The organism is Streptomyces sp. NPDC006296, assembly GCF_040613235.1.
In the GTDB taxonomy this organism is placed as follows: Bacteria; Actinomycetota; Actinomycetes; order Streptomycetales; family Streptomycetaceae; genus Streptomyces.
On record NZ_JBEXRT010000003.1, the window covers coordinates 225,712 to 250,433 of the forward strand.

The following is a 24,722-nucleotide window of genomic DNA, read 5'->3' on the forward strand; positions in this document are numbered from 1 at the left end:
CCCGACGACACGCCGACTACCTTCCCGACCTGCGCGAAGACCCCTCACGCGGCCCATCTCGCCTCTATACTTCTACAGTTGTGTAGAAACGCGGCTGACAGCGTTCTCCGCGTACGGAAGAAGGAGTGAACGCCACGATGGTGTTCAAGAAGCTGCTCGGGTCACTCGGCGTGGGCGGCCCCACCGTGGACACGGTACTGCAGCCCGGTGCGGTCGTCCCCGGTGGCGGGCTGAGCGGCGAGGTCCGGCTGAAGGGCGGCAACGCCGAGGCCACGATCGAGCACATCACGCTGGAGCTGGTGGCCCGCGTGGAGGCGGAGCACGAGGACGGCGAGTCCGAGGGGGCCGTGGTCTTCGAACGCTTCACCGTCGCCGGGGGCTTCGTGCTCGGGGAGGGCGAGGAGCGCGCCGTCCAGTTCACGCTGACCCTCCCCTGGGAGACCCCGGTCACCGAGCTGTACGGGCAGGACCTCGGGATCGTCCTCGGGGTGCGCACGGAGCTCGCGGTGTCCGGCGCCCGGGACAAGGGCGACCTCGACCGCCTCACGGTGGGTCCGCTGCCCGTCCAGGAAGCCGTGCTGGAGGCCTTCGGGCAGCTCGGCTTCGGCTTCAGGTCGGCCGACCTGGAGCTGGGGCACATCGGCGGCACCGGTCAGCGGCTGCCGTTCTACCAGGAGATCGAGCTCGCACCGGCCCCGCAGTACGCGGGCCGGATCAACGAGGTCGAGGTGACCTTCCTGGCCGGCCCGGACGCGGTGGAGATCGTGCTGGAGGCGGACAAGCGGGGCGGGCTCTTCTCCGGCGGCGGGGACTCCCTCGGCCGTTTCACCGTGGGGCACCACGAGGCCCACAGCCGCGACTGGGCCACCGAGGTGGACGGCTGGGTGCGGTCGCTGGCCGAGGCGCGCGCCGCGCACGGGACCCACGGGGCGTACGGAGCGCACGAGGCCTACGGGCACGACGGCGGGCACGCGGAGCACCGCTCGGGCCCCGGGATGGGCACCGTGATCGCCGCCGGGGCCGCGGGGGTCGCGGTGGGTGTCGTGGGCGGCCTGGTCGCCGCCGAAGTCGTCGACGAGGTCGGCGACTTCTTCGAGGGTGACGAGGAGGAAGAGGGGGGCGACGAGGACTGAGGCAGGGCCGGAAGACGCCCTGCCGCCTCCCTCTACAGTGCTGTAGATTTGGCGCGCCGCCGCGGCACGGGGGTCTTCCCCCGGGCCGTCGGAAGAGCGCCTCACACCCACCAGGGAGAAGTCAGCCGTCATGTTCGGAATCAGCGAGATCGCGATCTTCCTCCTCATCGCCGTCCTGGTCTTCGGTGCCAAGAAGCTCCCCGAACTGGCCCGCTCCCTGGGCAAGTCGGCGCGGATCCTGAAGAGCGAGGCGCGGGCCCTGAAGTCCGACGGCGCGCCGCCCACCGTCCACCCGGAGCCGTACACGGGCGGACCGGACGACCCGCGCGTCATCAGGGGGACCGCCGCGGAGAAGCCCTGACCTCGCTGAACCCCCGCACTCCTGCCCGCCCCGCCACCCGGAGGGGTGGGCTTCGGCGTGTTCCGGCCCCGCCGGCAAGCGGAATCCGCCGTACGGGGACACGGTGGACGTACGGGACACGAGCCGGAGCGAGGGGCCATGGAGAGCAAGGACGACGACGCCGGCGGACTGCGCTGCCTGGTGACGGGCGCGACGGGGTACATCGGGGGCCGCCTCGTACCGGAGCTCCTGGAGGCCGGCCACCGGGTGAGATGCCTGGCACGGTCCCCGGAGCGGCTGCGCGACCACCCCTGGGCGGGCGAGGTCGAGGTGGTCAAGGGGGACGTGACCGACGCGGACTCCCTGGACGCGGCGATGCGGGACATCGATGTCGCCTACTACCTGGTGCACGCGCTGGCCTCCGGGCCCGGCTTCGAGAGGACCGACCGCGCGGCGGCGCGCACCTTCGGCGAGCGGGCGAAGGCCGCCGGGGTGCGGCGGATCGTCTACCTGGGCGGGCTGACCCCGGCGGACGTCCCCGAACGGGAGCTGTCACCGCATCTGCGCTCGCGTGCGGAGGTCGGCCACCTGCTGCTCGGTTCGGGGGTGCCGACGACGGTGCTCCGCGCCGCGGTCATCATCGGTTCGGGTTCGGCCTCCTTCGAGATGCTGCGCTACCTCACCGAGCGACTGCCCGTCATGGTCACCCCCAGCTGGGTGTCGACGCGGATCCAGCCGATCGCCGTGCGGGACGTCCTGCGCTACCTGGTGGGCAGTGCGCGGATGCCCGCCGGGGTGAACCGCGCGTTCGACATCGGCGGCCCCGACGTCATGACCTACCGCGACATGATGCAGAAGTACGCCCGGGTCGCCGGGCTCCGCCACCGGCTGATCCTGCCGGTGCCGATGCTCTCGCCGGGTCTGTCCAGCCACTGGGTGGGGCTGGTCACCCCGGTCCCCGCGTCGATCGCACGCCCCCTCGCCGAGTCCCTGCGCTACGAGGTCGTGTGCCACGAGCACGACATCGCCGAGTACGTCCCCGACGGCCCCGGACTGCCCTTCTCCTTCGACACCGCCCTCTCGCTCGCCCTGCAACGGGTGCGGGAGGCGAGGGTGACGACGCGGTGGTCTTCCGCGTCCACCCCGGGCATTCCCAGCGATCCGCTCCCCACCGATCCGGACTGGGCGGGCGGCAGCCTCTACACCGATGTGCGCGAGCTGGACGTGGGCGCCTCCCCCGAGGCGCTGTGGAAGGTGATCGAGGGGATCGGCGGCGACCACGGCTGGTACTCCTTCCCGCTCGCCTGGGCGGTCCGCGGCTGGCTGGACCGCCTCGTCGGCGGCGTCGGACTGCGCCGCGGACGCCGCGACGCCGAACACCTGCGGGTCGGCGACTCACTCGACTTCTGGCGCGTCGAGGAGATCGAACCCGGCCGGCTCCTCCGGCTCCGCGCCGAGATGCGCCTCCCCGGCCTGGCCTGGCTGGAGATGTACGCGGAGGAGCGTGAGGGCGGCGGGTCGCACTACCGGCAGCGGGCCGTCTTTCATCCGTTCGGGCTGCTGGGCCACGCCTACTGGTGGAGTGTGTCACCCTTCCACGCGGTGGTCTTCGGCGGAATGGCCCGCAACATCGCCCAGGCGGCGGGCCGGGGAAAGGCAGGTGGTCAGTGATGACCGTGGCGATCGTGCTGTTCACCTCGGACCTGCGGCTGCACGACCATCCGCCTCTGCACGCGGCGCTTGCCTCGGCCGACGAGGTGGTGCCGCTCTTCGTCCTGGACAAGGGGGTGGACGCCGCCGGGTTCGGCTCGCCGAACCGGCGCGCCTTCCTCGCCGACTGCCTCCGTGACCTGGACGCGGGGCTCCGGGAGCGCGGCGGGCGCCTGGTCGTCCGCGAGGGCGACGTCACCGAGGAGGTCGGCCGGATCGTCACCGAGACGGGGGCGGGCACGGTGCACATGGCGGCGGGGGTCAGCTCCTATGCCCAGCGCCGGGAGGAGCGGCTGCGGGAGGCCCTGGCTCCGGCGGGCTGCCGGCTGAGCGTGCACGACGCGGTGGTCACCGCGGTCGCGCCCGGTGCGGTGGTCCCCTCCGGGTCGGGACGCGACCACTTCGCGGTCTTCACCCCGTACTTCCGGCGCTGGTCCGGTGAGGGGCTGCGGTCCCCGTTCCGGGCGCCGCGCGCCGTGCGCGTACCGGACGGGCCGGCGTCCGCCGCGCTGCCCTCGCGGGCCCAGGGGGTGTCCCCCGGGCTCGCCGAGGGTGGTGAGACGGAGGGCCGCAGGCTGTTCACCGCGTGGCGCCGCGACGGGCTCGCCGCGTACGAGGACCGCCACGACGACATGGCGGGCGACGCGACCTCGCGGCTGTCGCCGCACCTGCACTTCGGCACCCTCTCCCCCGCCGAGGTGGTCCACCGTGCGCGCGCCGCGGGCGGACCGGGTGCGGAGGCCTTCGTGCGCCAGGTGTGCTGGCGGGACTTCCACCACCAGGTGCTGGCCGCCCGGCCGGCCGCTTCCCGGTCCGACTACCGCACGCGGCAGGACCGTTGGCGCACCGGGCGAGCGGCGGAGGACGAGACGGCCGCCTGGCGGGAGGGCCGCACCGGGTATCCGGTGGTCGACGCGGCGATGCGCCAGCTGCTGCACGAGGGCTGGATGCACAACCGGGGCCGGCTGCTGACCGCGAGCTTCCTCGCGAAGACCCTGTACGTGGACTGGCGGGCCGGGGCGCGGCACTTCCTGGAGCTGCTCGTCGACGGGGACATCGCCAACAACCAGCTCAACTGGCAGTGGGTGGCCGGTACGGGCACGGACAGCCGCCCCAACCGGGTGCTGAACCCCGTGACGCAGGCCAAGCGGTACGACCCGGACGGCGCCTACGTACGCCGCTGGGTGCCGGAGCTGGCGGGGGTCCGGGGCTCCGCCGTGCACGAGCCGTGGAAGCTGCCGCGGCGGGAGCGTGAGGGCCTCGGCTATCCGGCACCGGTGGTCGGGCTGTCGGAGGCGCTCACCCGGTTCAAGGAGGCGCGGGGGCTGGACTGACGGCGGCGGCCGTCGCCGCTCAGACCTTGCGCCAGCGGGCGTTGGCCCAGGAGAAGAAGCCGAAGGCGGCGAGACCGAGCGCGACGAGGACGAGCAGCCAGGGTCCCGCGGGCGTCTCGGTGAAGGAGCGCAGGGTGTCGTCCATGCCCTTGGCACGGCCGGGTTCGTGCTGGACGGCGGCGGCGATGGCGAAGCCGCCCGCCGTCGCGAAGACGATGCCGCGGACGCCGCCGCCGAAGACGCCGACCACGTCGACGGCCTGACGGGTCCTCTTCGACATCTCGGCCGTCTTGAGGTGCTTGTGGTACTTCCGGGCGACGGCGCGGAAGGCGATCCACAGGCCGGCGCCCGCGACCACGGCGCCCGCGATCCCGACGATCCACTGCCCCGCGGGCCATTCCAGGGCCCGGGCCGTGACGTCGTTGGTCTGGGCGTCGCTGGATCCGCTGCCGCTCCCCTTGTCACCGGCCGCGTAGGAGAGCACGGAGTAGGAGACGAAGGCGTAGAAGACGGCGCGGCCGCCGGCCATGACGCGCTTGACCGGCTTGTCGCCGTCGGGGCCGGCCTGGCCGAAGGCCGCCTCGGACAGCCGCCAGAGGGCCATGCCCGCGAGTGCGGCGCCGAGGACCCAGAGCAGGATGTTCCCGAAGGGCTTCTCGGCTATCTCCGCGATGGCCCCGCCCCGGTCCGCCTGCTTGCCGCCTCCGTCGGAGAAGCCGATGCGCAGGGCGAGCGTGCCCACCAGGAGGTAGATGACTCCGCGGGCCGCGAACCCGGCGCGGGCGCCGATGTCCACCACCCGGCTGCGTGCGGCTCTTCTGGCCTGACCCCGGGCGTTCGTCGACAGTGCGTTCGCATTCATGCACTGCCGGATGCCCCTGAATCGGCGATCAATGCCGGAGGGACGACCCTTACGCCCCGGTGTCCTCCGGCTCGTCCGGGCCTGCGGTCCTCCCCCTGGCCCGGCGGCCGACGACGGCCGCCGCCGCGAGGGCGCTGCCGGCGAACGCGAGCGCGACGACCCAGGGCCGGTCCAGGACGTGTCCGGTGGCGTGGTCGAGCGAGTAGCGGCCGGCTCCGGTGACCCCGATCGCGGCGGCGGTGAAGCCGAGGAACGCCGGGTACTCGTAGCCTCCGCCCGTCGCGAAGAATCCGGCGGGCGCGTGCACGGCGACGGCTCCGGCCATCGTGCCGGCCGCGGCGGCGCCGGCCGCCGGGGTGGCGAGGCCGAGGGCGAGCAGGATCCCGCCGCCCGTCTCGCCGAGGCCCGCGGCCAGCGCGCTGTGCCGGGGCGGGTCGAAGCCCATGGCCTCCATCGCCGCGGTCGTCCCCTCGATGCCCCCGCCGCCGAACCATCCGCCCAGCTTCTGACTGCCGTGGGCCGCCAGGACGGCTCCCGTGCCGACCCGGAGGACGAGGAGTCCGAGGTCGCGCCGGTTGATACAGGTCATGGGATGTCTCCCGTCGGGGGCGGAGTCCTGAGCCGTACGGCTCCACTGTGCGGCGCACCGCGGCCGGGGGGCCGGTGGTGCTGGGCCGTTCGTGTCACGGCCGTGCGGGGACTGCGACGCAGCTCATTGTGCAACTTGTTGCATAAGGCCCCCGGGGTGGTCTACAACTGGCTCGACGACACCTGCGAGGAGACCCGGATGAGCCCGTACCCCACCCTGCTGAGCCCGCTCGACCTCGGATTCACCACGCTCCCGAACCGGGTGCTCATGGGGTCGATGCACATCGGCCTCGAAGAGGTGGAGCGCGGTTTCGAGCGGATGGCCGCCTTCTACGCGGCCCGGGCGCGCGGCGGGGTCGGCCTCATGGTCACCGGGGGGATCGCGCCCAGCGAGCGGGGGTGCTCGTTCCCCGGCGGCGCCATGATGACCACCGAGGCGGAGGCCCGGCAGCACGCCGAGGTCACGTCGGCCGTCCATGCGGCGGGGGGCCGGATCGCGATGCAGATCCTGCACTTCGGACGCTACGCCCACCACCCCGACCTGGTGGCGCCGAGCGCGCTCAAGGCACCGATCAGCGGCTTCACCCCGCACGCGCTGGACGACGACGAGGTCGAGGAGACCGTCGAGGAATTCGTCCGGGCCGCGGAGCTGGCCCGGAGCGCGGGGTACGACGGCGTCGAGATCATGGGCTCGGAGGGCTACCTGATCAACGAGTTCATCGTGTCGGCGACCAACCGCCGCGAGGACCGCTGGGGCGGCTCGTACGAGAACCGCATCCGCTTCCCCGTCGAGATCGTGCGCCGCGTCCGTGAACGCGTCGGCCCCGACTTCATCCTGATCTACCGGCTGTCCATGCTGGACCTGGTGCCCGGCGGTTCCACCCTGGAGGAGGTCGTCCACCTCGCCCGGGAGGTGGAGGCGGCCGGCGCGACCCTCATCAACACCGGGATCGGCTGGCACGAGGCACGCATCCCGACCATCGCGACCTCGGTGCCGCGCGGCGCCTTCACCTGGGTGACGGAGCGGGTGCGGGGCGCGGTGTCGGTGCCCCTGGTGACCAGCAACCGCATCAACACCCCCGAACTGGCCGAGGAGGTCCTCGCCTCGGGCCGGGCGGACATGGTGTCGATGGCGCGGCCCTTCCTGGCCGACCCGGACTTCGTCGCCAAGGCCGCCGAGGGCCGGGCCGACGCGATCAACACCTGCATCGGCTGCAACCAGGCCTGCCTGGACCACATCTTCAGCCTGAAGATCACCTCCTGCCTGGTGAACCCGAGGGCCTGCCACGAGACGGAGCTGGTGCTCGCGCCGACCCGTCTGCGCAAGCGCGTCGCCGTGGTCGGCGCCGGGCCGGCCGGGCTGGCGTGCGCGGTCACGGCCGCCGAGCGCGGCCACGCGGTCACCCTGTTCGACGCCGCGGACGAGATCGGCGGCCAGCTGAACGTCGCCCGCCGGGTCCCCGGCAAGGAGGAGTTCGACGAGACGCTGCGCTACTTCCGCACCCGGCTCGCCGAGGAGGGGGTCGAGGTGCGGCTCGGCACCCGGGCCGGCGCCGGTTCGCTCGACGGCTTCGACGAGGTCGTCCTGGCCACCGGCGTGGAGCCCCGCACCCCCGGGATCCCCGGCGTCGGGCACCCCAGTGTCGTCAGCTACCTGGACGTCCTGCGGGGCGGCGCGGAGGTCGGCGACCGGGTGGCGGTGATCGGGGCCGGCGGGATCGGATTCGACGTCGCGGAGTTCCTGACCGACGGCGGCGAGGGGGCGAGCCGGGACCCGGAGGTCTTCTTCCGGCAGTGGGGGGTGGACACCGGCTACGCGGACCGGGGCGGGCTGCGGGCCCCGGAGCGCGCGAAGCCGGGGCGCACGGTGCATCTGATCCAGCGCAAGGCCACCAAGGTCGGGGCGGGGCTGGGGAAGACCACCGGGTGGATCCACCGCACCGAACTCCGGCACCGCGGTGTGACGATGATCGCGGGGGCGTCCTACGGCCTGATCGACGACGCGGGCCTGCACCTCACCGTCGACGGGGAGCGGAGCGTCCTGCCGGTCGACACGGTGGTGCTGTGCGCGGGTCAGGAACCGCGCCGCGAGCTGTACGAGGAGCTGCGCGCCGCGGGCCGTCCGGTGCATCTGATCGGGGGCGCCGACGTGGCCGCCGAGCTGGACGCCAAGCGCGCGATCCGTCAGGGCACGGAGCTCGCCGCGGAACTGTGAGGGACCGGTGCCGCTGTCCCTAGGATGCGGTCCATGTCACTCCCGCACGCGATCCTCACGGCCCTGCTGGAGAAGCCGTCGTCCGGTCTCGAACTGACCCGCAGGTTCGACCGGTCGATCGGCTATTTCTGGCCGTCCACGCACCAGCAGATCTACCGGGAGCTGGGGAAGCTGGAGGCCGCGGGCCACGTCCGGGTCCTGCCCGCCGCACAGCCGGCGCGCGGGCGGCGCAAGGAGTACGAGGTGCTGCCCGCAGGCCGTGCGGAGCTCACGGCCTGGGTGGCGCTGGCCGAGGACCCGCGCCCCGTCCGCGATCCGCTGCTGCTGCGGCTGCGCGCGGCCGCCGTGGTCGGCGCCCCCGGCCTGACCGGGGAGCTGCGCCGGCACCTGGCGCTGCACCGGGCGCAGCTGGCGGAGTACCTGGAGATCGAGCGGCGCGACTTCCCGCCGGAGCGGACCGGCGAGGAGGACCGGCTGCGCCGTCTGGTGCTGCGCGGGGGCATCGACCTGGAGACGTTCTGGACGGGCTGGCTGACCGCGGCGATCGACGATCTGGACGGTTCGGCCCGGTAGCCGGGCGCGGGGCGGCGGCCCGCGGCGGGTGTCCGGAGTCCGCCCCTGCCTCCCGGCGGGGAGACGGGACGGAGAGCGGCCCGCCCTAGCGTCGGGCGCCGTGGCGGGAAGCCGTGCTCCGGCCCCGTGGTCCCGCCCGCCCGCACCGGCCTCAGGCACCCGTTCGCCGGGTGCGTACCGCCGCGGGCGCCCGGGGCGACGACGAGAGGACACATGTGGTGAAGGCACGGACGGCACGTACGGGGGTCGCCCTCGTGGCGGCTGCGGCGGCGGTGGTCGCGACGGCTTCGGCCGCGCAGGCCAACTCCGGCTTCTCCGTCGAGAAGTACGAGCAGATCCAGTTCGGGATGAGCTTCGACGAGGTCTGGGAGATCGGCGGCGGGGAAGCGGCCTGCGACACCGGCGGCGTCATCGGCGACTCGATCCTCTGTTTCACCGAGTCGAGCGACTACGCCCCCTACGGCGGCTTCTCCTTCACCGAGGACGGCGAGCTCTTCAGCAAGCGCAACGAGTTCCTGTACAAGGCGAAGAACCCGTCGGTGCGGCTGTCGCACTACAACAAGACCTCGGTGGGCATGACCGAGGCCCAGCTGTGGGCGGCGGTTCCGCAGGACTCCTGCGTGCAGCAGGGGGAGAGCTATCCGAACTGGCCGGCCCTGAACGGTGTGGCCGAGAAGTACTACTGCGCCGCGGCCACCGGCCTCTTCCCGCCCTCCGCCACCTTCTACCTCACCGACGGCATCGTGACCGACCGGTTCCAGCGCAGCCTGACCTGATCCGGCGGCGGGCGCACGGGGGACGGACCCGGTCAGCCCGCCCCGGTCGTCTCCCGTGCGCCCGCCGCCACCCGGAGTCCGTCCGCCGTCGCCCCGGCCGTCCCCACCCGCTGTTCCGGCGGCACGGAGGACGGCGGCACGGACCGGACGGGGCCGGAGGCGACGACGCGGGACGGCGCCGGGGCGGCGGGCGGGCCGCCGGCCTGCGCACGGCTGAGCAGGAGCACACCCTGGCCGGCCGCGGCGGCGCCGACGAGCGCCGGGAGCAGGCCGAGCGCCCCGCCCTGGAGGCGTTCGCCGAGCAGGATCAGGCCGATCACCGCGGCGGCGACGGGGTTGGCGAGGGTGACCACGGCGAGCGGGGCGCCCAGGCCGCCCCGGTACGCGGTCTGGGAGAGCATCAGCCCGCCCAGGGCGAAGGCCGACACGAGCACCGCGACGGTCACCAGCCGCAGGCTCAGCAGCGGGCCCGTGTGGTCGGTCGCGGCGACCGTGAGGGTCTGGGTGAGCGCGGAGGCCACCCCGGAGGTGATGCCCGAGGCCGCGGCGTGCCGGAGGCCGGGCCGGCTCCCCGGACGGCCGAGCACCGCGACCAGCCCCATGGTGACGGCGCCGACGCCCAGGGCCTCGGGAAGGCTGAGCGTGTCGTGCGGCGAGGCGCCGCCCGCGGCCAGCAGCAGCGCGGCCAGGCCGGTGAGCGTGAGGAGGGTGCCGCGCCATTCCGCGCGGCTGACGCGGCGGCCCGCGGAACGCGCCCCGAGCGGGACGGCCGCGACGAGGGTGAGCGCCCCGAGGGGCTGGACCAGGGTGAGCGGGCCGTACCGGAGCGCAGCGACGTGCAGCAGCGCTCCCCCGGCGTTCAGTCCGACCGCCGACCACCAGGCGCCGCGGCCCAGCAGCCGGAGCGGACCGGCGGAGGGCGGGGTCCGGCCGGCGAGCCGGGCCTGTGCGACCGCGGCGGCCGCGTAGGCACCGGCGGAGACGAGGGACAGGGCGACGGCCCAGAGCGTGGCGCTCATCGGTGCGCTCCCGGGGCCGCGCAGACGGGTCCCGCCTGGTCACGGACGGACCGGGGCGCCCGGGTGTGCACCGGCGGGCGCGGTGGGACCGCGGCGCTCCGGTCGTGTCCGGCGTGCGGGAAGGCGTCCCGGGCGTGGCCGCCCGCGGCCCGCCGGCCGGGTGTGCGGGCGGAGAGGAGTCCGGCCGCCGGAAGAGCCGCGCGGACGAGGGGCGGTCGGGCCGAGCTGTCCGGCTCCCGCTCCGCAGGCTCACTGCGGGTGTGCATCACCCGTGCCCCTTTACTGACGGTGCGCTGTACGACGCCGGCATGGCCGCTCCATGCCGTATCGATACGCCAGTGTACCGATACGGAGGCGTATCGGTACACACGCGTATCGGTACACTGGCGCTCCGAGGATCCCCAGCCGCACCGCCGCAGAGAGGGAAGCCGATGCCGCCGCCCGGTCCCGCCCAGCAGTCCGTACCCGCGTCACGCCGGTCGAAGATCACACCGGAGCGGGCGCAGGAGCTCTACACCGCGGTGCTGGACCTGCTGCGGGAGGGCGGTTACGACGCACTGACGATGGAGGGCGTCGCCTCCCGCACCCGGTGCGGGAAGTCGACCCTCTACCGCCAGTGGGGCTCGAAGCCGGAGCTGGTCGTCGCCGCGCTGCACGGCACCCGCAGGGCCACGCTCTCCGGGTTCTCCGACATCGACACCGGAAGTCTCGCCGGCGACCTGCGGGAGGCGGCACGGGCGGTGGACGCGGCGTCCGGCCGGGACACCGCGCTGATGCACGCACTCGGCCACGCCGCCCTGCAGAATCCCGACCTGCTCTGCGCGATGCGCTCCACCCTGATCGCCCCCGCCATCACCGCGATCGACGCGATGGTCGAGCGCGCCGTGCGGCGCGGCGAGATCGCGTCCGACAACCCCGCGGCGGACTACGTGGCCGCCCAGATGCTGGGCATCATGCGCGCCCGGCCGCTGCTGGAGGGCCGGTACGGGGACGACGCCTTCCTGACCCGCTTCATCGAGTGCGCCGTGCTCCCCGCCCTCGGACTCCCCGCGCCCGGTCCCGCCCCCGCGCACGGAGAGACGTGAGCTGAGGAACGTGGCCCGTCGCCCCGGTGGACAGCGGCGCCACCCGCGCGCCGCACCGTGAGGACGGGGACGGCGCCCGAACGGCCGGCCGGCGGTCTCCGTGGAGACCGCCGGCCGGCCGTTCCGTGCCCGCACCCCCTTCTCGTCCTCTTGACGATATGAGGCGATCCCCTTTATCGTCTTCATGACGAGAAAGAGGGGGTCCTGACATGGCCGACATCACCCGCCGCTTCGGCTGGCGGCACCTGCGCTCCGCACCGACCGCCCACATCCGCCACCACAAGCGCGGCAGCCTCGCCCACGACGGCCCCGGTCTGAGCTTCTGGTACCGCGCGCTCTCCGCGGCGCTCTCCGAGGTGCCGGTCGACGACCGGGAGCTGGCGATGGCGTTCCACGCCCGTACGGCCGACTTCCAGGACGTCACCGTCCAGGCGACCGTGACCTACCGGATCGACGACCCCGCCGTGGCGGCCGCCCGGCTCGACTTCTCGGTGGACCCGGACTCCGGGGTGTGGCGCGGTGCGCCGCTGGAGCAGATCGCCACCCTGCTCACCGAGACCGCGCAGCAGCACACCCTGGACGTGCTGGCCCGCACCCCTCTCGCCGCCGCCCTGGTGGACGGGGTCGCGGCCGTGCGCGAGCGGGTGGCCACCGGGCTCGCGACCGAGCCCCGGCTGCCCGCCACCGGCATCGACGTGGTCGCGGTGCGCGTCGTCGCCATCCGCCCCGAGGCGGAGGTCGAGCGCGCGCTGCGCACCCCGGCCAGGGAGCAGATCCAGCAGGAGGCCGACCGGTCGGTGTACGAGCGCCGGGCCGTCGCGGTCGAGCGCGAGCGCACCATCGCCGAGAACGAGCTCGCCAGCAAGATCGAGCTCGCCCGCCGCGAGGAGCAGCTGGTCGACCAGCGGGGCACCAACGCCCGCAGGGAGGCCGAGGAGAAGTCGGCGGCCGACGGGGTGCGGTCGGCCGCCGAGGCGGACCGGACCGTGCGGCTGGCGCGCGCGGAGGCGGAGGCCGCCCGCGAGGTGGGGGCGGCGCGCGCCGAGGCGCAGTCGGCCTGGCTCCGGGCGCACGCGGACGTCGATCCCGGCACGCTGCACGCCCTGGCCGCGACCCGGCTGGCCGAGAACCTGCCGCGCATCGACAGCCTCACCCTCTCCCCCGACGTCCTGACCGGCCTGCTCGCCCGGCTCGGCAGGCCGGAGCCGGAGCCGGAGGCGCGGGCGTGAGCCTGGCACCGCGTGCGGTGCTGGTGCACCGCACGACCGAGTACGAGGAGCTCCTGGCCCGGCACGGGACCCACGGGCAGGCCGCGTTCGTGCTGGCCGGGCGCGGCCGGTCCGTCGAGGAGGTGGCGGAGCGCCACCGGCGCCACGAGCAGGCGCTCACCGAGGTGGCCGCGGCCGTGCCGCTGCGGTGGCGCCGCACCCGGGTGGAGCGGGCCGATCTCGACCGTTTCCTGTTCGGGCCCGAGGACGTGGTCGTCGTGGTCGGACAGGACGGACTGGTCGCGAACGCCGCGAAGTACCTGTCCGGCCAGCCGGTGGTGGGGATCGACACCGACCCCGGCCGCAACCCCGGGGTGCTCGTGCGCCACCGGGCACGCGACACGGCCGCGCTCTGCCGGGCCGCCGTGTCGCCCGGCGGGCGGGTGGACGCGCTCACGATGACGGAGGCCGTCGCCGACGACACGCAGCGCCTGCTCGCCCTCAACGAGATCTATCTGGGGTCGCCGGGCCATCAGACCGCCCGCTACCGCATCGGCCCGGACGCGGAACCGTCCGCGGGCGAGTCCCAGGCGTCCTCGGGCGTCCTGGTCGGCACCGGCACGGGATCCACCGGCTGGCTGCGCTCCCTCTGGCTCGAACGCGGCGGCCGGCTGCGGCTGCCGGCCCCCTCGGAGAGCCGGCTGGTCTGGTTCGTCCGCGAGGCCTGGCCGTCGCCGGCCACCGGCACCTCGATGGTCGCGGGCGAACTGGGGCCGCGGGACGGCCTCCGTCTCACCGTCGAGTCGGACCGGATGGTCGTGTTCGGCGACGGGATGGAGTCCGACGCGCTGGAGCTGACGTGGGGGCAGTCCGTCCGGCTGGGTGTCGCCGGCAGCACGCTCAATCTGGTGGCGTGAACGCCGTGTGAGGATGACCGGGTCCGCACGACCCCGTACCCGACCGGCCGGAGCAGATGAGCGATGAGCACCGATCCCTCGACCACACCCTCCCGGAACTCCCGCCCGCCGATCGCCCAGGCCGCGCTCGGCGTGGGGGTCGTGGTGCGGGACGGGGAGGGCAGGGTCCTGCTCGGCAGGCACCGGGGCGGCACCTGGGAGCTGCCCGGCGGGAAGGTCGACCCGACGCACGAGTCGGTCGCCGCGGCGGCCGCCCGCGAACTGCGCGAGGAGACGGGGCTGCGGGTCGCGGTGGACGGGGTGACCGTGTTCGCGATGGTCCACGACGTGGTGGCGGGCATCAACCGGATCAGCATGGCCGCACTGGTGGAGGCCGGGTCCGCGGTCGCCCGGGTCACCGAACCGGAGCTGATCAGCGCGTGGCGGTGGTTCGCGCCCGAGGACCTGCCGGGCCCCCTCTTCGATCCTTCGGCCCAGATCCTGGCGGTCTGGCGGCCCGACCTCGCGATCGCGCATCCCGCCGCCCACCACCTGCGCATCGTGACACCCCAGGATTGGGCCTAAGGCATTTAATTATTTGCCTAGGACTCATAGGCAGAGTTAGCGTCGACGCCATGAGAGCCGTCAGTGAGCAGGACATCCGGGCGTCGTTCGTCAACTGTTCCAAGGGAGAGGCGAAGCGACTCCCCCTCCCCCGCGATCTGGAGGAGCGCCGCTGGGAGGACCTGGACTTCCTGGGCTGGCGCGACCTGTCGGCCCCGGACCGGAGCTACATCGTCACCGAGCTGCGCGGCGAGCTGACCGGCGTCACCCTCCGCTTCCCGTCGCACCGCCGCGGCTTCCTGCACCGCAGCATGTGCTCGGTCTGCCTGACCACGCACCCGGGCAGCGGGGTGTCCCTGATGACCGCCAGGAAGCGCGGACAGGCGGGCCGGGACGGCAATTCGGCCGGGATCTACCTCTGCACCGACCTCGACTGCTCGCTGTACGTGCGCGGCAAGAAGACCCCCGCCCCCGGCGGGCGCTTCGACGAGTCGCTGACCGTCGAGCAGCAGATCGAGCGGACCAGGCAGAAGCTCACCGCCTTCCTGGACCTGCTCGCCACCTGAGCGAGCGGCAGGAGGTGCGGCCGGGCGGGGCCGGACGTATCAAGGAAGGGACCATCCGGACGATCGGAGTGGACCCGTGAACGACTATCCGCTGCTGAACCTCTTCCTGACGATGATGTACGTGTTCCTGTGGGTGCTGTGGTTCTTCCTGCTGTTCAAGGTGGTCACGGACATCTTCCAGGACCACTCGCTGAGCGGCTGGGCGAAGGCGGCCTGGGTGATCTTCGTGATCGTCCTGCCCTACGTGGGCGTGTTCGTCTACCTGATCGCCCGCGGCCGGGGCATGGGCCGGCGCGAGGTCCAGCAGGCGAAGGAGCGCGAAGCGGCCTTCAAGCAGTACGTGCGCCAGGCGGCCCGCGACGAGAGCGAGGCCGGGCCCGGCGGCGGACATGTGTCCGAGCTCGCCCAGCTCGCCGAGCTCAAGGACCGGGGCCACCTCAGCCAGGAGGAGTACGAGAAGGCCAAGCAGAAGCTCCTCGTCTGAGCCGCGACGCCCGGCCCGCAACGGGCGACGGCGCGGCGGACGGCCTGCGGCGGACACCGTGCGGTGAACGCCACGCGGCACGCGACCTGCGGGCGACCTGCGGCGCAGCGCGCGGAGGACGACCGGCGGTGGCCGGCACACGGCGGACGGCCCGCCCGGACCGTCGTCCGGGCGGGCCGTCCGCCGTGCGCTCCCGCCGCCGTCAGCTCCCGCCGCCGCCCGGCGCGCCGGGCGGCGCGGTCAGCCGGGGGTGACCGGGACCGGGGTCTCCTTCAGCGCCTCCACGACACTGTCCACATGGGCCCGGGCCGCCGCCTCGGCCGCGTCCGGGTCGCCGGCCACGACCGCGTCGATGATCGCCAGGTGCTGCGGCAGGGAGCGCGCGGGGCGGCCGGGGCGCAGGGCGAGGCGGAACTGGTAGCGCACCATCTGGCCGTTCATGCGCTCCAGCAGGGCCTGGGCGACCTTCTGGCCGCTGACCTCGCCGATGCACTCGTGGAGCCTGCGGTTGAGCACGGAGTAGGCGTCGGGATCACCGTCCGCCACGGCCCGGCGCATGGCCGCGCCGATGTCCCGGAGCTCCTGGCGCACCTCGTCCGAGGCGTACTCCGCCGCCCGCCGGGCGCACAGCCCTTCGAGCAGGGCCCTGCACTCGGTGATCTGGACCGCCTCCTCGACGGAGATCACGCGCACCCGCGCCCCGCGCCGCGGGATCAGCTCCACCAGCCCCTCGGCGGCCAGGTCCTGGAGCGCCTCGCGCACCGAGCTCCGGGTCGCCCGGTAGACCTCGGACAGCTCCTGCTCCACCAGCCGCTGCCCGGGCACCATGTCACCCGCGGCGAGCGCCTGCCTGATCCCGCCGGCGACCGCGCTCCGGCCCGCCCGGCCGGTGGCCTGATTCGACGTCACCCCTCCGCCTTCCCTCTGTCCTCGGGACATCCACGCCGCGGCGCCAGGTGCGCCACAGCATGATCGATGATGCCCGAAACTTTCTCGTCAGGCATATTGTCAACAATTTCATCGACGGTTAACGTGGCGTGGCAGCCGGCCGGGAGCCACGGGTCGGACGGCCATCCGGCCACCCCCACCCCAGGAACTTCGGACAGGAACCGCGATGATCATCGATGTCCACGGCCACTACACGACGGCCCCGCCCGCGCTGGAGGCCTGGCGGAAACAGCAGATCGCCGGCCTCGACGACCCGTCCGTCGCCCCGCGCGCGGCCGATCTGCGCATCAGCGACGACCAGCTGCGCGAGAGCGTCGAGTCGAACCAGCTGCGGCTGATGGACGAGCGCGGCATCGACATGACGGTCTTCTCGCCGCGGGCGTCCTTCATGGCCCACCACGTCGGGGACTTCCGCACGTCCGCCGCCTGGGCCGCGCTCTGCAACGAGCTGTGCTTCCGGGTCAGCCGCCTCTACCCGGAGCGCTTCGTCCCGGCCGCCATGCTGCCGCAGTCGCCGGGCGTCGACCCCGCGACCTGCGTGCCGGAGCTCACCCGCTGCGTCGAGGAGTACGGCGCGGTCGCGCTGAACCTCAATCCGGACCCCTCCGGGGGGCACTGGACGTCCCCTCCGCTCACCGACCGGTCCTGGTACCCCCTCTACGAGAAGATGGCCGAGTACGACGTACCGGCGATGATCCACGTCAGCACCAGCGTGAACCCCGCCTTCCACACGACGGGGGCGCACTACCTCAACGCGGACACCACCGCGTTCATGCAGCTGGTCCAGGGCGACCTGTTCCGGGACTTCCCCACCCTCCGGCTGGTCATCCCGCACGGCGGCGGGGCCGTCCCGTACCACTGGGGCCGCTTCCGGGGCCTGGCGATGGCGCTCGGGAAGCCGCCCCTGGAGGAGCACGTGCTGGACAACGTCTTCTTCGACACGTGCGTCTACCACCAGCCCGGCTCGGACCTCCTCTTCGACGTCCTGCCGGCCCGGAACATCCTCTTCGCCTCGGAGATGATCGGCGCCGTCCGGGACGTCGACCCCCGCACCGGCCACCACTTCGACGACACGCGCCGCTACGCCGAGGCCGCCGGGCTGTCCCCCGCCGCGCTGGCCGGCATCCAGGAGCACAACGCGCGCTCCGTCTACCCGCGCCTGGACGCCCTGCTGAAGCGCCAGGGCCGCTGAGAACTCCCCCGAAGGAAGTGAGAGCACCGCCATGTACGAACTCGGAGTGGTCCACCGCACGGTCGAACGCCCCGACCCCGCGGACGTCGAGGCCCTGAGGCCCTTCGGTGTCAGCACCGTCCACGAGGCGATGGGCCGCACCGGGCTGATGCGCCCCCACATCCGCCCCGTCTATCCGGGGGCCGCCCTCATCGGCACCGCGGTCACCGTGCTGCTGCAGCCGGGCGACAACTGGATGCTGCACGTGGCCGTCGAGCAGCTGAAGCCGGGCGACGTGCTCGTCGCGGCGTGCACCACGGAGTGCGAGGACGGGTTCTTCGGCGAGCTGCTCGCCACCTCGGTCCGGTCGCGGGGCGGGGTGGGCCTGGTCATCGACGGCGGGTGCCGGGACGTCGACGAGCTGCGGGAGATGGATTTCCCCGTCTTCAGCCGCGCCGTCCACGCGAAGGGGACCGTCAAGGCGACCCTGGGCTCGGTGAACGTACCCGTGGTGTGCGCCAACGCGCTGGTGCACCCGGGCGACGTGGTGGTGGCGGACGCGGACGGGGTGGTCGTCGTGCCGGCCGGCCGGGTCGCCGAGGTCGCCGGCGCCTCCCGGCGCAGGGAGGACAACGAGGAGGACAAGCGCCGCCGCCTCGCCGCGGGAGAGCTCGGCCTCGACATGTACGGCATGCGCGAGCCGCTCGCCGCCGCGGGACTGCGCTACATCGACTGAACGGCCGCAGGGCGGCGGGCCCGCCGGTTCCGCCGTCCCGCGGACCCGGGTGCGCCCCGTCCGCACCCGTGCGCCGGGACGGGCGGACGCCCTCCCCCACGAACCACGAGGAGACATCATGAGCGCGCCTTCCCCCAGGACCCCGGGCTGGCTGGACTGGTACCGGGATCCGTCCGTGCCGGTGTTCCGGCTTCCGGCCGGCACCGTCGACACCCACTGCCACGTGTTCGGGCCGCAGGCCGCGTTCCCCTTCGCGCCGGAGCGCAAGTACACCCCGTGCGACGCCGGGAAGGACGAGCTCGCCGCGCTGCACGCCCGGCTCGGCGTCAGCCGCGCCGTGGTCGTCCAGGCGACCTGCCACGGTGCGGACAACACCGCCATGACCGACGCGGTCCGCGCGGCGGGCGACCGGGCCCGCGGCATCGCGACCGTCCGGCCGGACGTCTCCGACGCCGAGCTCCACGCACTGCACGCCTCGGGGGTGCGCGGGGTCCGCTTCAACTTCCTGCGCCGGCTGGTCGACACCTCCCCGAAGGAGGACCTGGCCGTGATCGCCCGGAAGGTGGCCCCGCTGGGCTGGCACGTGGTGCTCTACTTCGAGAGCGCCGACCTCCCCGAGCTGGAGGGCTTCTTCGGCTCCCTCCCGACCCCGCTCGTGGTCGACCACATGGGCCGGCCCGATGTGACCCTGCCGCCCGGCGGCCCGCAGTTCACCCGCTTCCTCCGCTTCGTCGACGCGAACGACGTGTGGGTGAAGGTGACCTGTCCCGAACGCCTCAGCGTGACCGGACCCGCCGCGCTCGACGGGGAGCGGCACGCCTACCGCGACGTCGTGCCCTTCGGCCGACGCGTGGTCGAGGAGTTCGGCGACCGGGTCCTGTGGGGCACGGACTGGCCGCACCCCAATCTCACGGACCACATGCCCGACGACGGGCTCCTGGTCGACTTCGTACCGCGGATCGCGGTCACCCCCGAGCAGCAGCGCAGGCTCCTCGTGGACAACCCCGTGAACCTCTACTGGCCCGGCGAAGACGCCTGACTCCCTCCGCACCCGCACCCGCACTCGACAGGGACCGTCCCCATGCAGCACGCCAATGCGGCGAACCGGCTGGACCGGCTGCCGATCTCACGCTTCCACAAGACCACCCTGCTGGCCGTCGCCTTCGCCTACTTCTTCGAGTTCGCGGACATCAACAGCTTCGCGACGACGGCTCCGAAGCTCATCGACCTCTGGGGAGTGACGGTCGACCAGGTCGCCTACGTCACCTCGCTGTCCTTCGTCGGCATGTTCCTCGGGTCCATCGTGGCCGGAGCCGTCGCCGACCGGTGGGGCCGCAGGAAGACCCTGCTGCGCACCACGGTGTTCTTCGGCTTCTTCTCGTTCGTCTCGGTGTTCTCCTGGGACGTGCTGTCCCTGGGCGTCTTCCGGGTGCTGACATCGGCGGGGCTGTCGGCCATGACCGTCGTGGCGGTCATCTACGTCAACGAGATGTACCCGGCCGCCGTCCGCGGCAAGTACCAGGCGTACGCCATGGTCATCGGCATCTGCGGCACTCCGGCCACCAACCTCGTGGCCAGTCTCGTCGTGCCGCTCAGCGACTGGTCCTGGCGCCTGGTCTACCTGTGGGGTGCGCTCGGCGTCCTCCTCGTGCTGTTCTCCCGGCACCTCAAGGAGTCGCCCCGCTGGCACGAGAGCAGGGGTGACCACGCGGCCGCCGACGCGGTCCTGCGGGAGATCGAGGCCTCGGTGAGCGCGGAGAAGGGACCGCTGGCGGAACCGGCGGCGCCCGTGGCGGAGCCCCCGGCCGTCAAGGCCCCGCTGCGCCTGCTGCTGCGGAAGAGGTACCTCGCGCCGACGCTCCTGCTGACGGTCCTGTGGGTGACGCAGACGATCGGCTTCTTCGGCTATTCGAGCTTCGCGCCCACCCTGCTGGCCAAGGAGGGCTTCAGCGTCGAGAAGTCGGTCTTCTACATCGCCCTCACCACGGTCGGCGCGCCCCTCGGCTCCTTCCTGGCCTCGCTGGTCACCGACCGGTTCGAACGCAAGTGGTGCCTGGTCGCCTTCGGCACGGTCATCGCGCTGTGCGGCCTGCTGTACGGGCTGACCTTCGACCCGGTCCTGATCGTGGTCTTCGGCTTCCTGGTGAACCTCTTCGAGCGCGGCTACACCGCCCTGGCGTACGCCTACTCCCCCGAGCTCTTCGACACCCGGAGCCGTTCCCTGGGGACGGGCATCACCTACGGGATCGGCCGGCTGTCGAACGCGGCGGGCCCCTTGATCATCGCCTCGCTCTACAACAGCACCGGCTACCAGAGCGTCTTCTACTTCATCGCCGGCGTCTGGATGGTGGGAGCCGTGGCTCTCGCCGTCTTCGGCCCGCGCACCCGGCCGCGCCGTCCGGCGGTGGGGACGCCGAAGGCCGTCGCGCCGGGCGCGTGAACCGGCGGGCCCGGCCGCGGCCCGGGGCCGGGCCCGCCGCCGGGCGCCGTCATCCGCGGTGCGGACCCCGCCTGCGGGTCAGCGCACTCCGTGCGGGCGGAACTGGACGCTGATCCGCGGCCCCTCGGCCCGGGCCGTCTTCGGAACGGCGTGCTGCCAGGTGCGCTGGCACGAGCCGCCCATGACGATGAGGTCGCCGTGGCCGAGCGGCCGGCGCACGGTGTCGCCGCCCCGGCACGGGCGCAGCAGGAGGTCCCGGGGTGCGCCGAGGGAGAGGATCGCGACCATCGTGTCCTGGTGGGCGCTGCGCCCGGTCAGGTCGCCGTGCCAGGCCACGCTGTCCCGCCCGTCGCGGTAGTAGCAGAGCCCCGCCGTGGTGAAGGGCTCACCCAGCTCGTCGCCGTAGTGGCGGGACAGCGCCTCGCGCGCCGCGGCGAGGACCGGGCTGGGCAGCTCGTCCCGGGCGGAGTAGAAGGCGAGCAGCCGCGGCACGTCGACCGTGCGGTCGTACATCCGGCGCTGCTCGGCCCGCCACGGCACACCCCGCACGAGCTCGGGGAAGAGCGCGTCGGCACCGCTCAGCCAGCCGGGCAGCAGGTCGATCCACGCCCCGTCGCCGAGGACCGTCCTGCGCAGCCCGGAGAGGTCGCCCAGCTGCGGGCGGTCGGCCTGGTCGAACAGCGAACCCTGGAGATGAACGGACATGTCCACGAGTCTACCCATTCACTAGAACACCCGTTCCTATTTGCTCGGGCCGGCCGCCTCGGGGTCGTCGTCGCCCAGTTCCGGCTCCAGTCCCTCGGTCACTTCAGCACGGCCCAGGCCCGCGTCGGTGCGCCACGCGCCGAAGGACCAGCCCGTCAGCGCCACCACGGCCAGTCCGAGGGTCCAGCCGCCGGCCACGTCGCTGAACCAGTGGACGCCCAGGGCGACGCGGGTGAAGCCCACGCCCAGCACCGAGACCACCGCCACCGCCCACAGGAGCGGTCGCAGGCCGCGGCGCACCAGGGGAAGGAGGACGAGCAGCAGGATGGCGAACGAGGTCGTGGCCGTCATCGCGTGGCCGGACGGGAAGGAGAAGCCGGGCGCGTGGGCGACCGGGTCCGGAAGGACCGGCCTGGCCCGCTCGACGACGGTCTTGGCGAGCAGCCCGATCAGTCCCCCGGCCACGGCGGTGACCGCCGACCAGGCGGCGAGACGCCAGGCGCGGCGGTGCAGCAGCCACAGCGTGAGCAGCGCGACCGCGGCGCGCAGGGTCACCGGGTCCCAGACCACGTCGGAGAAGAAGCGCAGGGTGCCGGTCCACGCCGGATGGTCGAGGGCGGTCCGGTTCAGCCAGCGAGCGGCGCCCGCGTCGAGGCGGCGCAGCGGATGCCAGCCGCTCTCCACCAGGACGAGCACCACGCCGAAGAGGACGGCGGCGACCGCGGCGACGGCCGCGGAGCCGAACAGCCGGATCCCGAATCTGCGGTCGGCGTCCCGGCGTTGCCGTCGCAGGGCGGGAGAGGCGGGTCGTGCGGTCATTCAGACTCCCGGGTCGGGTTGTACGGGGCCGGGCCTCCTGGCCCGCACCGCTTCCAGCTGGGCCGCGAAGGAGAGGCCGAGGAAGAGGGCGATGGAGGTGAGGTAGGCCCAGAGCAGCAGGGACATGAAGGCCGTGAGCGGGCCGTACACGGTGTCGAACGAACCGCTGATCTCCAGGTAGAGGCTGAGCAGCCAGGTCAGCGTGGTCCAGAGCACCAGGTAGACGGCCGCACCGAAGGCGAGCCAGGTGTAGCCGGGCTGACGGCGTCGCGGGGAGCGGCGGAAGATGGCACTGGCCGACAGGATGACGAGCAGCACCCCGGCGGGCCAGCGCAGCAGGTCCCAGACCGAACGCGCGCGGGCGCCGAGGTCGTACACGTCGACCACGGCCGCGACCAGGTCGCCTCCGGCCACCATCGCGACGAAGCCGATCCCGAGGGGGATGCCGGCGGTCAGCGACATCACCAGGCCCCGCAGGTACTTCCGGTGGAAGACCCGGTCGCGTTCCACCCCGTAGATGCGGTTGGCGCCGCGCTCTATCTGGCACATCGCGGTGGTGGTGTTGGTCAGGGAGAAGACCAGCCCGAACCACAGGGCCAGCTGGGCGCCGTCGTCGGCCCGGCGGCGGCTGCGGTCCAGGGCGTCGTCGACCACCTCGGCGCTCGGGCCCGCCGTGATCCGGTGGATCGTCAGTTCCGCGACCTTCCCCAGGTCCTCGGTGTGCAGGGCCGTCGACAGTCCGACGAAGGCGATGACCAGGGGGACGACGGCCAGCACGGTCTGCAGGGCGAGGGCCCGGGAGTGGCTGAAGCCGTCGGCGTAGCGGAAGCGGACGAAGGAGTCGCGCAGCAGCGGCCAGCGGCCGTAGCGGCGCAGGGTGACGAGGGCCTCGTCACCGGAGAGTTCGCTGCCGACCATGTCGCGGGTCTCCGGGACCCGGGTGGCGGTGCCCATCTCAGCTGCCTCCCCGGGGCATGAGCACGGTCAGCGCGCCGGGCCTGACCTCGGCGAGGAGGCGCCGGCCCGGGGCCACCGGATCGCCGTCCAGCTCGCGCTGCTGCGGTGTGTCGAAGCGGACCTCGGCGCGGCGGAAGGTGAAGTACTCCACCGAGCGGTGGGTGCCGGCCCGGCCGGCCCCGTCGCCGTCACCGTCACCGGCCTTCGGACGGGGCCGCAGCACCGACACCGCGGCGCTCAGCCAGCCGGCCGGTCCGCGGGGGTCGAGGATCATCAGGTCGAGCAGGCCGTCGTCCGGCCGGGCCGCGGGGACGAGCGCGGCACCGCCCTGCACCTTGCCGGTGTTGGCGACGAGCACCATCCGGGCGGTGCGCCGCAGGGGCCGCGCCCCGTCGACCGCCACCGTCAGCCGCATCCGGGGTGCGCGCAGTTCTCTCAGCCCGGCCATGACGTAGGCGGGCCAGCCGAGCATCGCCTTGACGCGGTCGCTGGTGCTCTCCAGCATCGCGGCGTCGAGCCCGGCCCCGGCCATGACCGTGAAGTGCGACGCCGGCAGGTCGTCGCCCTCGATCCACCCGAGGTCGATGGGGTGCGGGGTGCCGCCGAGGGCGCCCGCCAGGGCCTCCGCCGGCTTCACCGGCAGCCCCAGGTTGCGCGCGAGGAGGTTGCCGGTGCCGCAGGGCACGACGGCGAGCGGGACGCCCGTGCCGGCCAGTGCCTCCGCGGCGGCCCGGATCGTCCCGTCGCCGCCGCAGACCACGACCAGCGAGGCGCCCTCCCGGACCGCTCGGGCCGTCTGTCCCCTCCCGGGGTCGTCGGCCGTGGTCGGCACGAAGGCCGCTCCGGGCCGGCCGTGCTCCTGGAGCACGCGGTCCAGCCGTGCGCGGGCCGTCTCGCCGGTGACGGTGGGGTTGAAGACCACGACGGTGCGGCCGGTGTCCGGGCCGGCCGGGGTCGCGGGGACGGGCTCCGCCTCGGCGGGCGCCGGGGCGGGCACATGCGGTCCGGCCAGCAGGGCGCGGCCGACGACCAGCAGGGACAGCCCGCCGTTCAGCAGGCCGCCCAGGACGTCCGTCGGGTGGTGCATCCCGCGGTACATCCGGGCGAGGCCCACCAGCAGGGGCACGAGGAGCAGCAGTACCGCCACGGGGCGGCGCCACGGCCCCCTGACCCGGTGCAGGACCAGGACCGCGAGGCCGGCGTACAGGGCGGTCGCGGCACCGGTGTGGCCGGAGGTGTAACTGGAGGTGGGGGGCGAGGCGTCGAGGCGCTCGACCTCCGGCCGGTCGCGGTCCACCGCCGTGGTGACGGCCAGGAACACCAGGGCCTGGAGCGAGACGGCGACGGCCAGGAAGAGCGCGTCACGCCAGCGCGGCAGCCTCGGGACGAGCAGCAGGAGCAGGCAGGCCAGGAGGGTCCCGGCGACGACCGTGACGGTGTTCCCCGCCTCGGACACGACGAGGGACACCGTGTCCAGGGTGCGGGTGCGGGCCCCCTCCAGGGCGTCGGTGACCGCGTCCTCGGACGTGAGCGGCCACAGCCGGGCGCCGGGGCCGGTGATCAGCAGCCCGAGCCCCACCATCAGGGCGGCCT

The 24,722-nt window shown here is 73.7% G+C and carries 25 protein-coding genes; 17 read left to right on the forward strand and 8 right to left on the reverse strand.

Features of this window, described 5'->3' with window-relative positions:
- Positions 1-137: 137 nt before the first annotated feature.
- From ABZ172_RS03575 to ABZ172_RS03590, 4 genes are all read left to right on the forward strand, one after another.
- Positions 138-1,133: a sporulation protein gene (locus ABZ172_RS03575; protein WP_356879825.1), complete on the forward strand. Its 996-nt coding sequence runs from the start codon at positions 138-140 to the stop codon at positions 1,131-1,133.
- A 130-nt stretch (positions 1,134-1,263) separates the two neighbouring features.
- Complete coding sequence (gene tatA / locus ABZ172_RS03580; protein ID WP_356879747.1) at positions 1,264-1,494, forward strand: twin-arginine translocase TatA/TatE family subunit; 231 nt, start codon at positions 1,264-1,266, stop codon at positions 1,492-1,494.
- A 138-nt stretch (positions 1,495-1,632) separates the two neighbouring features.
- Positions 1,633-3,144 (forward strand): SDR family oxidoreductase, encoded by a 1,512-nt coding sequence (locus ABZ172_RS03585; protein ID WP_356879749.1) that lies wholly within the window; start codon positions 1,633-1,635, stop codon positions 3,142-3,144.
- Complete coding sequence (locus ABZ172_RS03590) at positions 3,144-4,517, forward strand: deoxyribodipyrimidine photo-lyase (protein ID WP_356879751.1); 1,374 nt, start codon at positions 3,144-3,146, stop codon at positions 4,515-4,517. The genes ABZ172_RS03585 and ABZ172_RS03590 overlap by 1 nt, the downstream gene beginning before the upstream one ends.
- A gap of 19 nt (positions 4,518-4,536) precedes the next feature.
- On the opposite strand, the gene ABZ172_RS03595 is transcribed toward ABZ172_RS03590, so the two are convergent.
- Together ABZ172_RS03595 and ABZ172_RS03600 are read right to left on the reverse strand one after the other, a co-directional pair.
- Complete coding sequence (locus ABZ172_RS03595) at positions 4,537-5,379, reverse strand: DUF1206 domain-containing protein (RefSeq protein WP_356879753.1); 843 nt, start codon at positions 5,377-5,379, stop codon at positions 4,537-4,539.
- Positions 5,380-5,428: 49 nt separating this feature from the next.
- Entirely contained in the window at positions 5,429-5,968 is a 540-nt protein-coding gene (locus ABZ172_RS03600) for a DoxX family protein (protein ID WP_356879755.1), read from the reverse strand.
- A gap of 198 nt (positions 5,969-6,166) precedes the next feature.
- Here ABZ172_RS03600 and ABZ172_RS03605 point away from each other — a divergent pair, with 198 nt between their 5' ends.
- The 3 genes from ABZ172_RS03605 (at position 6,167) to ABZ172_RS03615 (ending at position 9,531) form a co-directional block, all read left to right on the forward strand.
- Positions 6,167-8,182, forward strand: a complete 2,016-nt coding sequence (locus ABZ172_RS03605) for an NADPH-dependent 2,4-dienoyl-CoA reductase (protein ID WP_356879827.1) — start codon at positions 6,167-6,169, stop codon at positions 8,180-8,182.
- Positions 8,183-8,215: 33 nt separating this feature from the next.
- Positions 8,216-8,755: a PadR family transcriptional regulator gene (locus ABZ172_RS03610; protein WP_356879757.1), complete on the forward strand. Its 540-nt coding sequence runs from the start codon at positions 8,216-8,218 to the stop codon at positions 8,753-8,755.
- Between the two features lie 218 nt (positions 8,756-8,973).
- Complete coding sequence (locus ABZ172_RS03615) at positions 8,974-9,531, forward strand: BLIP family protein (RefSeq protein WP_356879759.1); 558 nt, start codon at positions 8,974-8,976, stop codon at positions 9,529-9,531.
- A 32-nt stretch (positions 9,532-9,563) separates the two neighbouring features.
- Here the strand turns inward: ABZ172_RS03615 and ABZ172_RS03620 are convergent, their stop codons facing one another.
- Positions 9,564-10,550 (reverse strand): hypothetical protein, encoded by a 987-nt coding sequence (locus tag ABZ172_RS03620; protein WP_356879761.1) that lies wholly within the window; start codon positions 10,548-10,550, stop codon positions 9,564-9,566.
- A gap of 431 nt (positions 10,551-10,981) precedes the next feature.
- Between ABZ172_RS03620 and ABZ172_RS03625 the strand changes: the two genes are divergently transcribed.
- From ABZ172_RS03625 to ABZ172_RS03650, 6 genes are all read left to right on the forward strand, one after another.
- The gene (locus tag ABZ172_RS03625) at positions 10,982-11,635 is read left to right on the forward strand and encodes a TetR/AcrR family transcriptional regulator (protein ID WP_356879763.1); all 654 of its coding nucleotides are present in this window, start codon (positions 10,982-10,984) and stop codon (positions 11,633-11,635) included.
- A gap of 209 nt (positions 11,636-11,844) precedes the next feature.
- Entirely contained in the window at positions 11,845-12,864 is a 1,020-nt protein-coding gene (locus ABZ172_RS03630) for an SPFH domain-containing protein (RefSeq protein WP_356879765.1), read from the forward strand.
- On the forward strand, positions 12,861-13,760 hold the full coding sequence (locus tag ABZ172_RS03635; protein WP_356879767.1) for a hypothetical protein: 900 nt from the start codon (positions 12,861-12,863) through the stop codon (positions 13,758-13,760). Before ABZ172_RS03630 ends, ABZ172_RS03635 begins: the two co-directional genes overlap by 4 nt.
- Positions 13,761-13,823: 63 nt before the next feature.
- Positions 13,824-14,324 (forward strand): NUDIX domain-containing protein, encoded by a 501-nt coding sequence (locus tag ABZ172_RS03640; RefSeq protein WP_356879769.1) that lies wholly within the window; start codon positions 13,824-13,826, stop codon positions 14,322-14,324.
- Between the two features lie 50 nt (positions 14,325-14,374).
- The gene (locus tag ABZ172_RS03645) at positions 14,375-14,869 is read left to right on the forward strand and encodes an FBP domain-containing protein (RefSeq protein WP_356879771.1); all 495 of its coding nucleotides are present in this window, start codon (positions 14,375-14,377) and stop codon (positions 14,867-14,869) included.
- Positions 14,870-14,945: 76 nt separating this feature from the next.
- Positions 14,946-15,353, forward strand: a complete 408-nt coding sequence (locus ABZ172_RS03650) for an SHOCT domain-containing protein (protein WP_356879773.1) — start codon at positions 14,946-14,948, stop codon at positions 15,351-15,353.
- A 240-nt stretch (positions 15,354-15,593) separates the two neighbouring features.
- On the opposite strand, the gene ABZ172_RS03655 is transcribed toward ABZ172_RS03650, so the two are convergent.
- On the reverse strand, positions 15,594-16,292 hold the full coding sequence (locus ABZ172_RS03655) for a GntR family transcriptional regulator (RefSeq protein ID WP_356879775.1): 699 nt from the start codon (positions 16,290-16,292) through the stop codon (positions 15,594-15,596).
- Positions 16,293-16,467: 175 nt separating this feature from the next.
- Between ABZ172_RS03655 and ABZ172_RS03660 the strand changes: the two genes are divergently transcribed.
- From ABZ172_RS03660 to ABZ172_RS03675, 4 genes are all read left to right on the forward strand, one after another.
- The gene (locus ABZ172_RS03660) at positions 16,468-17,493 is read left to right on the forward strand and encodes an amidohydrolase family protein (protein WP_356879777.1); all 1,026 of its coding nucleotides are present in this window, start codon (positions 16,468-16,470) and stop codon (positions 17,491-17,493) included.
- 31 nt (positions 17,494-17,524) lie between these two features.
- Complete coding sequence (gene ligK, locus ABZ172_RS03665) at positions 17,525-18,208, forward strand: 4-carboxy-4-hydroxy-2-oxoadipate aldolase/oxaloacetate decarboxylase (RefSeq protein WP_356879779.1); 684 nt, start codon at positions 17,525-17,527, stop codon at positions 18,206-18,208.
- A 118-nt stretch (positions 18,209-18,326) separates the two neighbouring features.
- Positions 18,327-19,247, forward strand: coding sequence for an amidohydrolase family protein (locus tag ABZ172_RS03670; RefSeq protein ID WP_356879781.1), 921 nt, complete (start codon positions 18,327-18,329; stop codon positions 19,245-19,247).
- 42 nt (positions 19,248-19,289) lie between these two features.
- Positions 19,290-20,648: an MFS transporter gene (locus ABZ172_RS03675; RefSeq protein ID WP_356879783.1), complete on the forward strand. Its 1,359-nt coding sequence runs from the start codon at positions 19,290-19,292 to the stop codon at positions 20,646-20,648.
- 78 nt (positions 20,649-20,726) lie between these two features.
- Here the strand turns inward: ABZ172_RS03675 and ABZ172_RS03680 are convergent, their stop codons facing one another.
- From ABZ172_RS03680 to ABZ172_RS03695, 4 genes are read right to left on the reverse strand one after another with little or no spacing between them, the layout of a single operon-like run.
- Positions 20,727-21,353, reverse strand: a complete 627-nt coding sequence (locus tag ABZ172_RS03680) for an alpha-ketoglutarate-dependent dioxygenase AlkB (protein WP_356879785.1) — start codon at positions 21,351-21,353, stop codon at positions 20,727-20,729.
- A gap of 36 nt (positions 21,354-21,389) precedes the next feature.
- Positions 21,390-22,172, reverse strand: coding sequence for a phosphatase PAP2 family protein (locus ABZ172_RS03685; protein ID WP_356879787.1), 783 nt, complete (start codon positions 22,170-22,172; stop codon positions 21,390-21,392).
- On the reverse strand, positions 22,173-23,126 hold the full coding sequence (locus ABZ172_RS03690; protein WP_356879789.1) for a YihY/virulence factor BrkB family protein: 954 nt from the start codon (positions 23,124-23,126) through the stop codon (positions 22,173-22,175).
- Between the two features lies 1 nt (position 23,127).
- Positions 23,128-24,711 carry a diacylglycerol kinase family protein gene (locus ABZ172_RS03695; protein WP_356879829.1) on the reverse strand — a complete coding sequence of 528 codons (1,584 nt, stop codon included), beginning with the start codon at positions 24,709-24,711 and terminating at the stop codon, positions 23,128-23,130.
- Positions 24,712-24,722: the final 11 nt, after the last annotated feature.

Bases quoted from the DNA above. Each gene is read 5' to 3' on its own strand.
- ABZ172_RS03575 (WP_356879825.1), top strand. From the start codon at position 138: ATGGTGTTCAAGAAGCTGCTCGGGTCACTCGGCGTGGGCGGCCCCACC.
- tatA (WP_356879747.1), top strand. From the start codon at position 1,264: ATGTTCGGAATCAGCGAGATCGCGATCTTCCTCCTCATCGCCGTCCTG.
- ABZ172_RS03585 (WP_356879749.1), top strand. From the start codon at position 1,633: ATGGAGAGCAAGGACGACGACGCCGGCGGACTGCGCTGCCTGGTGACG.
- ABZ172_RS03590 (WP_356879751.1), top strand. From the start codon at position 3,144: ATGACCGTGGCGATCGTGCTGTTCACCTCGGACCTGCGGCTGCACGAC.
- ABZ172_RS03595 (WP_356879753.1), bottom strand. From the start codon at position 5,379: ATGAATGCGAACGCACTGTCGACGAACGCCCGGGGTCAGGCCAGAAGA.
- ABZ172_RS03600 (WP_356879755.1), bottom strand. From the start codon at position 5,968: ATGACCTGTATCAACCGGCGCGACCTCGGACTCCTCGTCCTCCGGGTC.
- ABZ172_RS03605 (WP_356879827.1), top strand. From the start codon at position 6,167: ATGAGCCCGTACCCCACCCTGCTGAGCCCGCTCGACCTCGGATTCACC.
- ABZ172_RS03610 (WP_356879757.1), top strand. From the start codon at position 8,216: ATGTCACTCCCGCACGCGATCCTCACGGCCCTGCTGGAGAAGCCGTCG.
- ABZ172_RS03620 (WP_356879761.1), bottom strand. From the start codon at position 10,550: ATGAGCGCCACGCTCTGGGCCGTCGCCCTGTCCCTCGTCTCCGCCGGT.
- ABZ172_RS03625 (WP_356879763.1), top strand. From the start codon at position 10,982: ATGCCGCCGCCCGGTCCCGCCCAGCAGTCCGTACCCGCGTCACGCCGG.
- ABZ172_RS03630 (WP_356879765.1), top strand. From the start codon at position 11,845: ATGGCCGACATCACCCGCCGCTTCGGCTGGCGGCACCTGCGCTCCGCA.
- ABZ172_RS03640 (WP_356879769.1), top strand. From the start codon at position 13,824: ATGAGCACCGATCCCTCGACCACACCCTCCCGGAACTCCCGCCCGCCG.
- ABZ172_RS03645 (WP_356879771.1), top strand. From the start codon at position 14,375: ATGAGAGCCGTCAGTGAGCAGGACATCCGGGCGTCGTTCGTCAACTGT.
- ABZ172_RS03655 (WP_356879775.1), bottom strand. From the start codon at position 16,292: ATGTCCCGAGGACAGAGGGAAGGCGGAGGGGTGACGTCGAATCAGGCC.
- ABZ172_RS03660 (WP_356879777.1), top strand. From the start codon at position 16,468: ATGATCATCGATGTCCACGGCCACTACACGACGGCCCCGCCCGCGCTG.
- ligK (WP_356879779.1), top strand. From the start codon at position 17,525: ATGTACGAACTCGGAGTGGTCCACCGCACGGTCGAACGCCCCGACCCC.
- ABZ172_RS03670 (WP_356879781.1), top strand. From the start codon at position 18,327: ATGAGCGCGCCTTCCCCCAGGACCCCGGGCTGGCTGGACTGGTACCGG.
- ABZ172_RS03675 (WP_356879783.1), top strand. From the start codon at position 19,290: ATGCAGCACGCCAATGCGGCGAACCGGCTGGACCGGCTGCCGATCTCA.
- ABZ172_RS03680 (WP_356879785.1), bottom strand. From the start codon at position 21,353: ATGTCCGTTCATCTCCAGGGTTCGCTGTTCGACCAGGCCGACCGCCCG.
- ABZ172_RS03685 (WP_356879787.1), bottom strand. From the start codon at position 22,172: ATGACCGCACGACCCGCCTCTCCCGCCCTGCGACGGCAACGCCGGGAC.
- ABZ172_RS03690 (WP_356879789.1), bottom strand. From the start codon at position 23,126: ATGGGCACCGCCACCCGGGTCCCGGAGACCCGCGACATGGTCGGCAGC.
- ABZ172_RS03695 (WP_356879829.1), bottom strand. From the start codon at position 24,711: ATGGTGGGGCTCGGGCTGCTGATCACCGGCCCCGGCGCCCGGCTGTGG.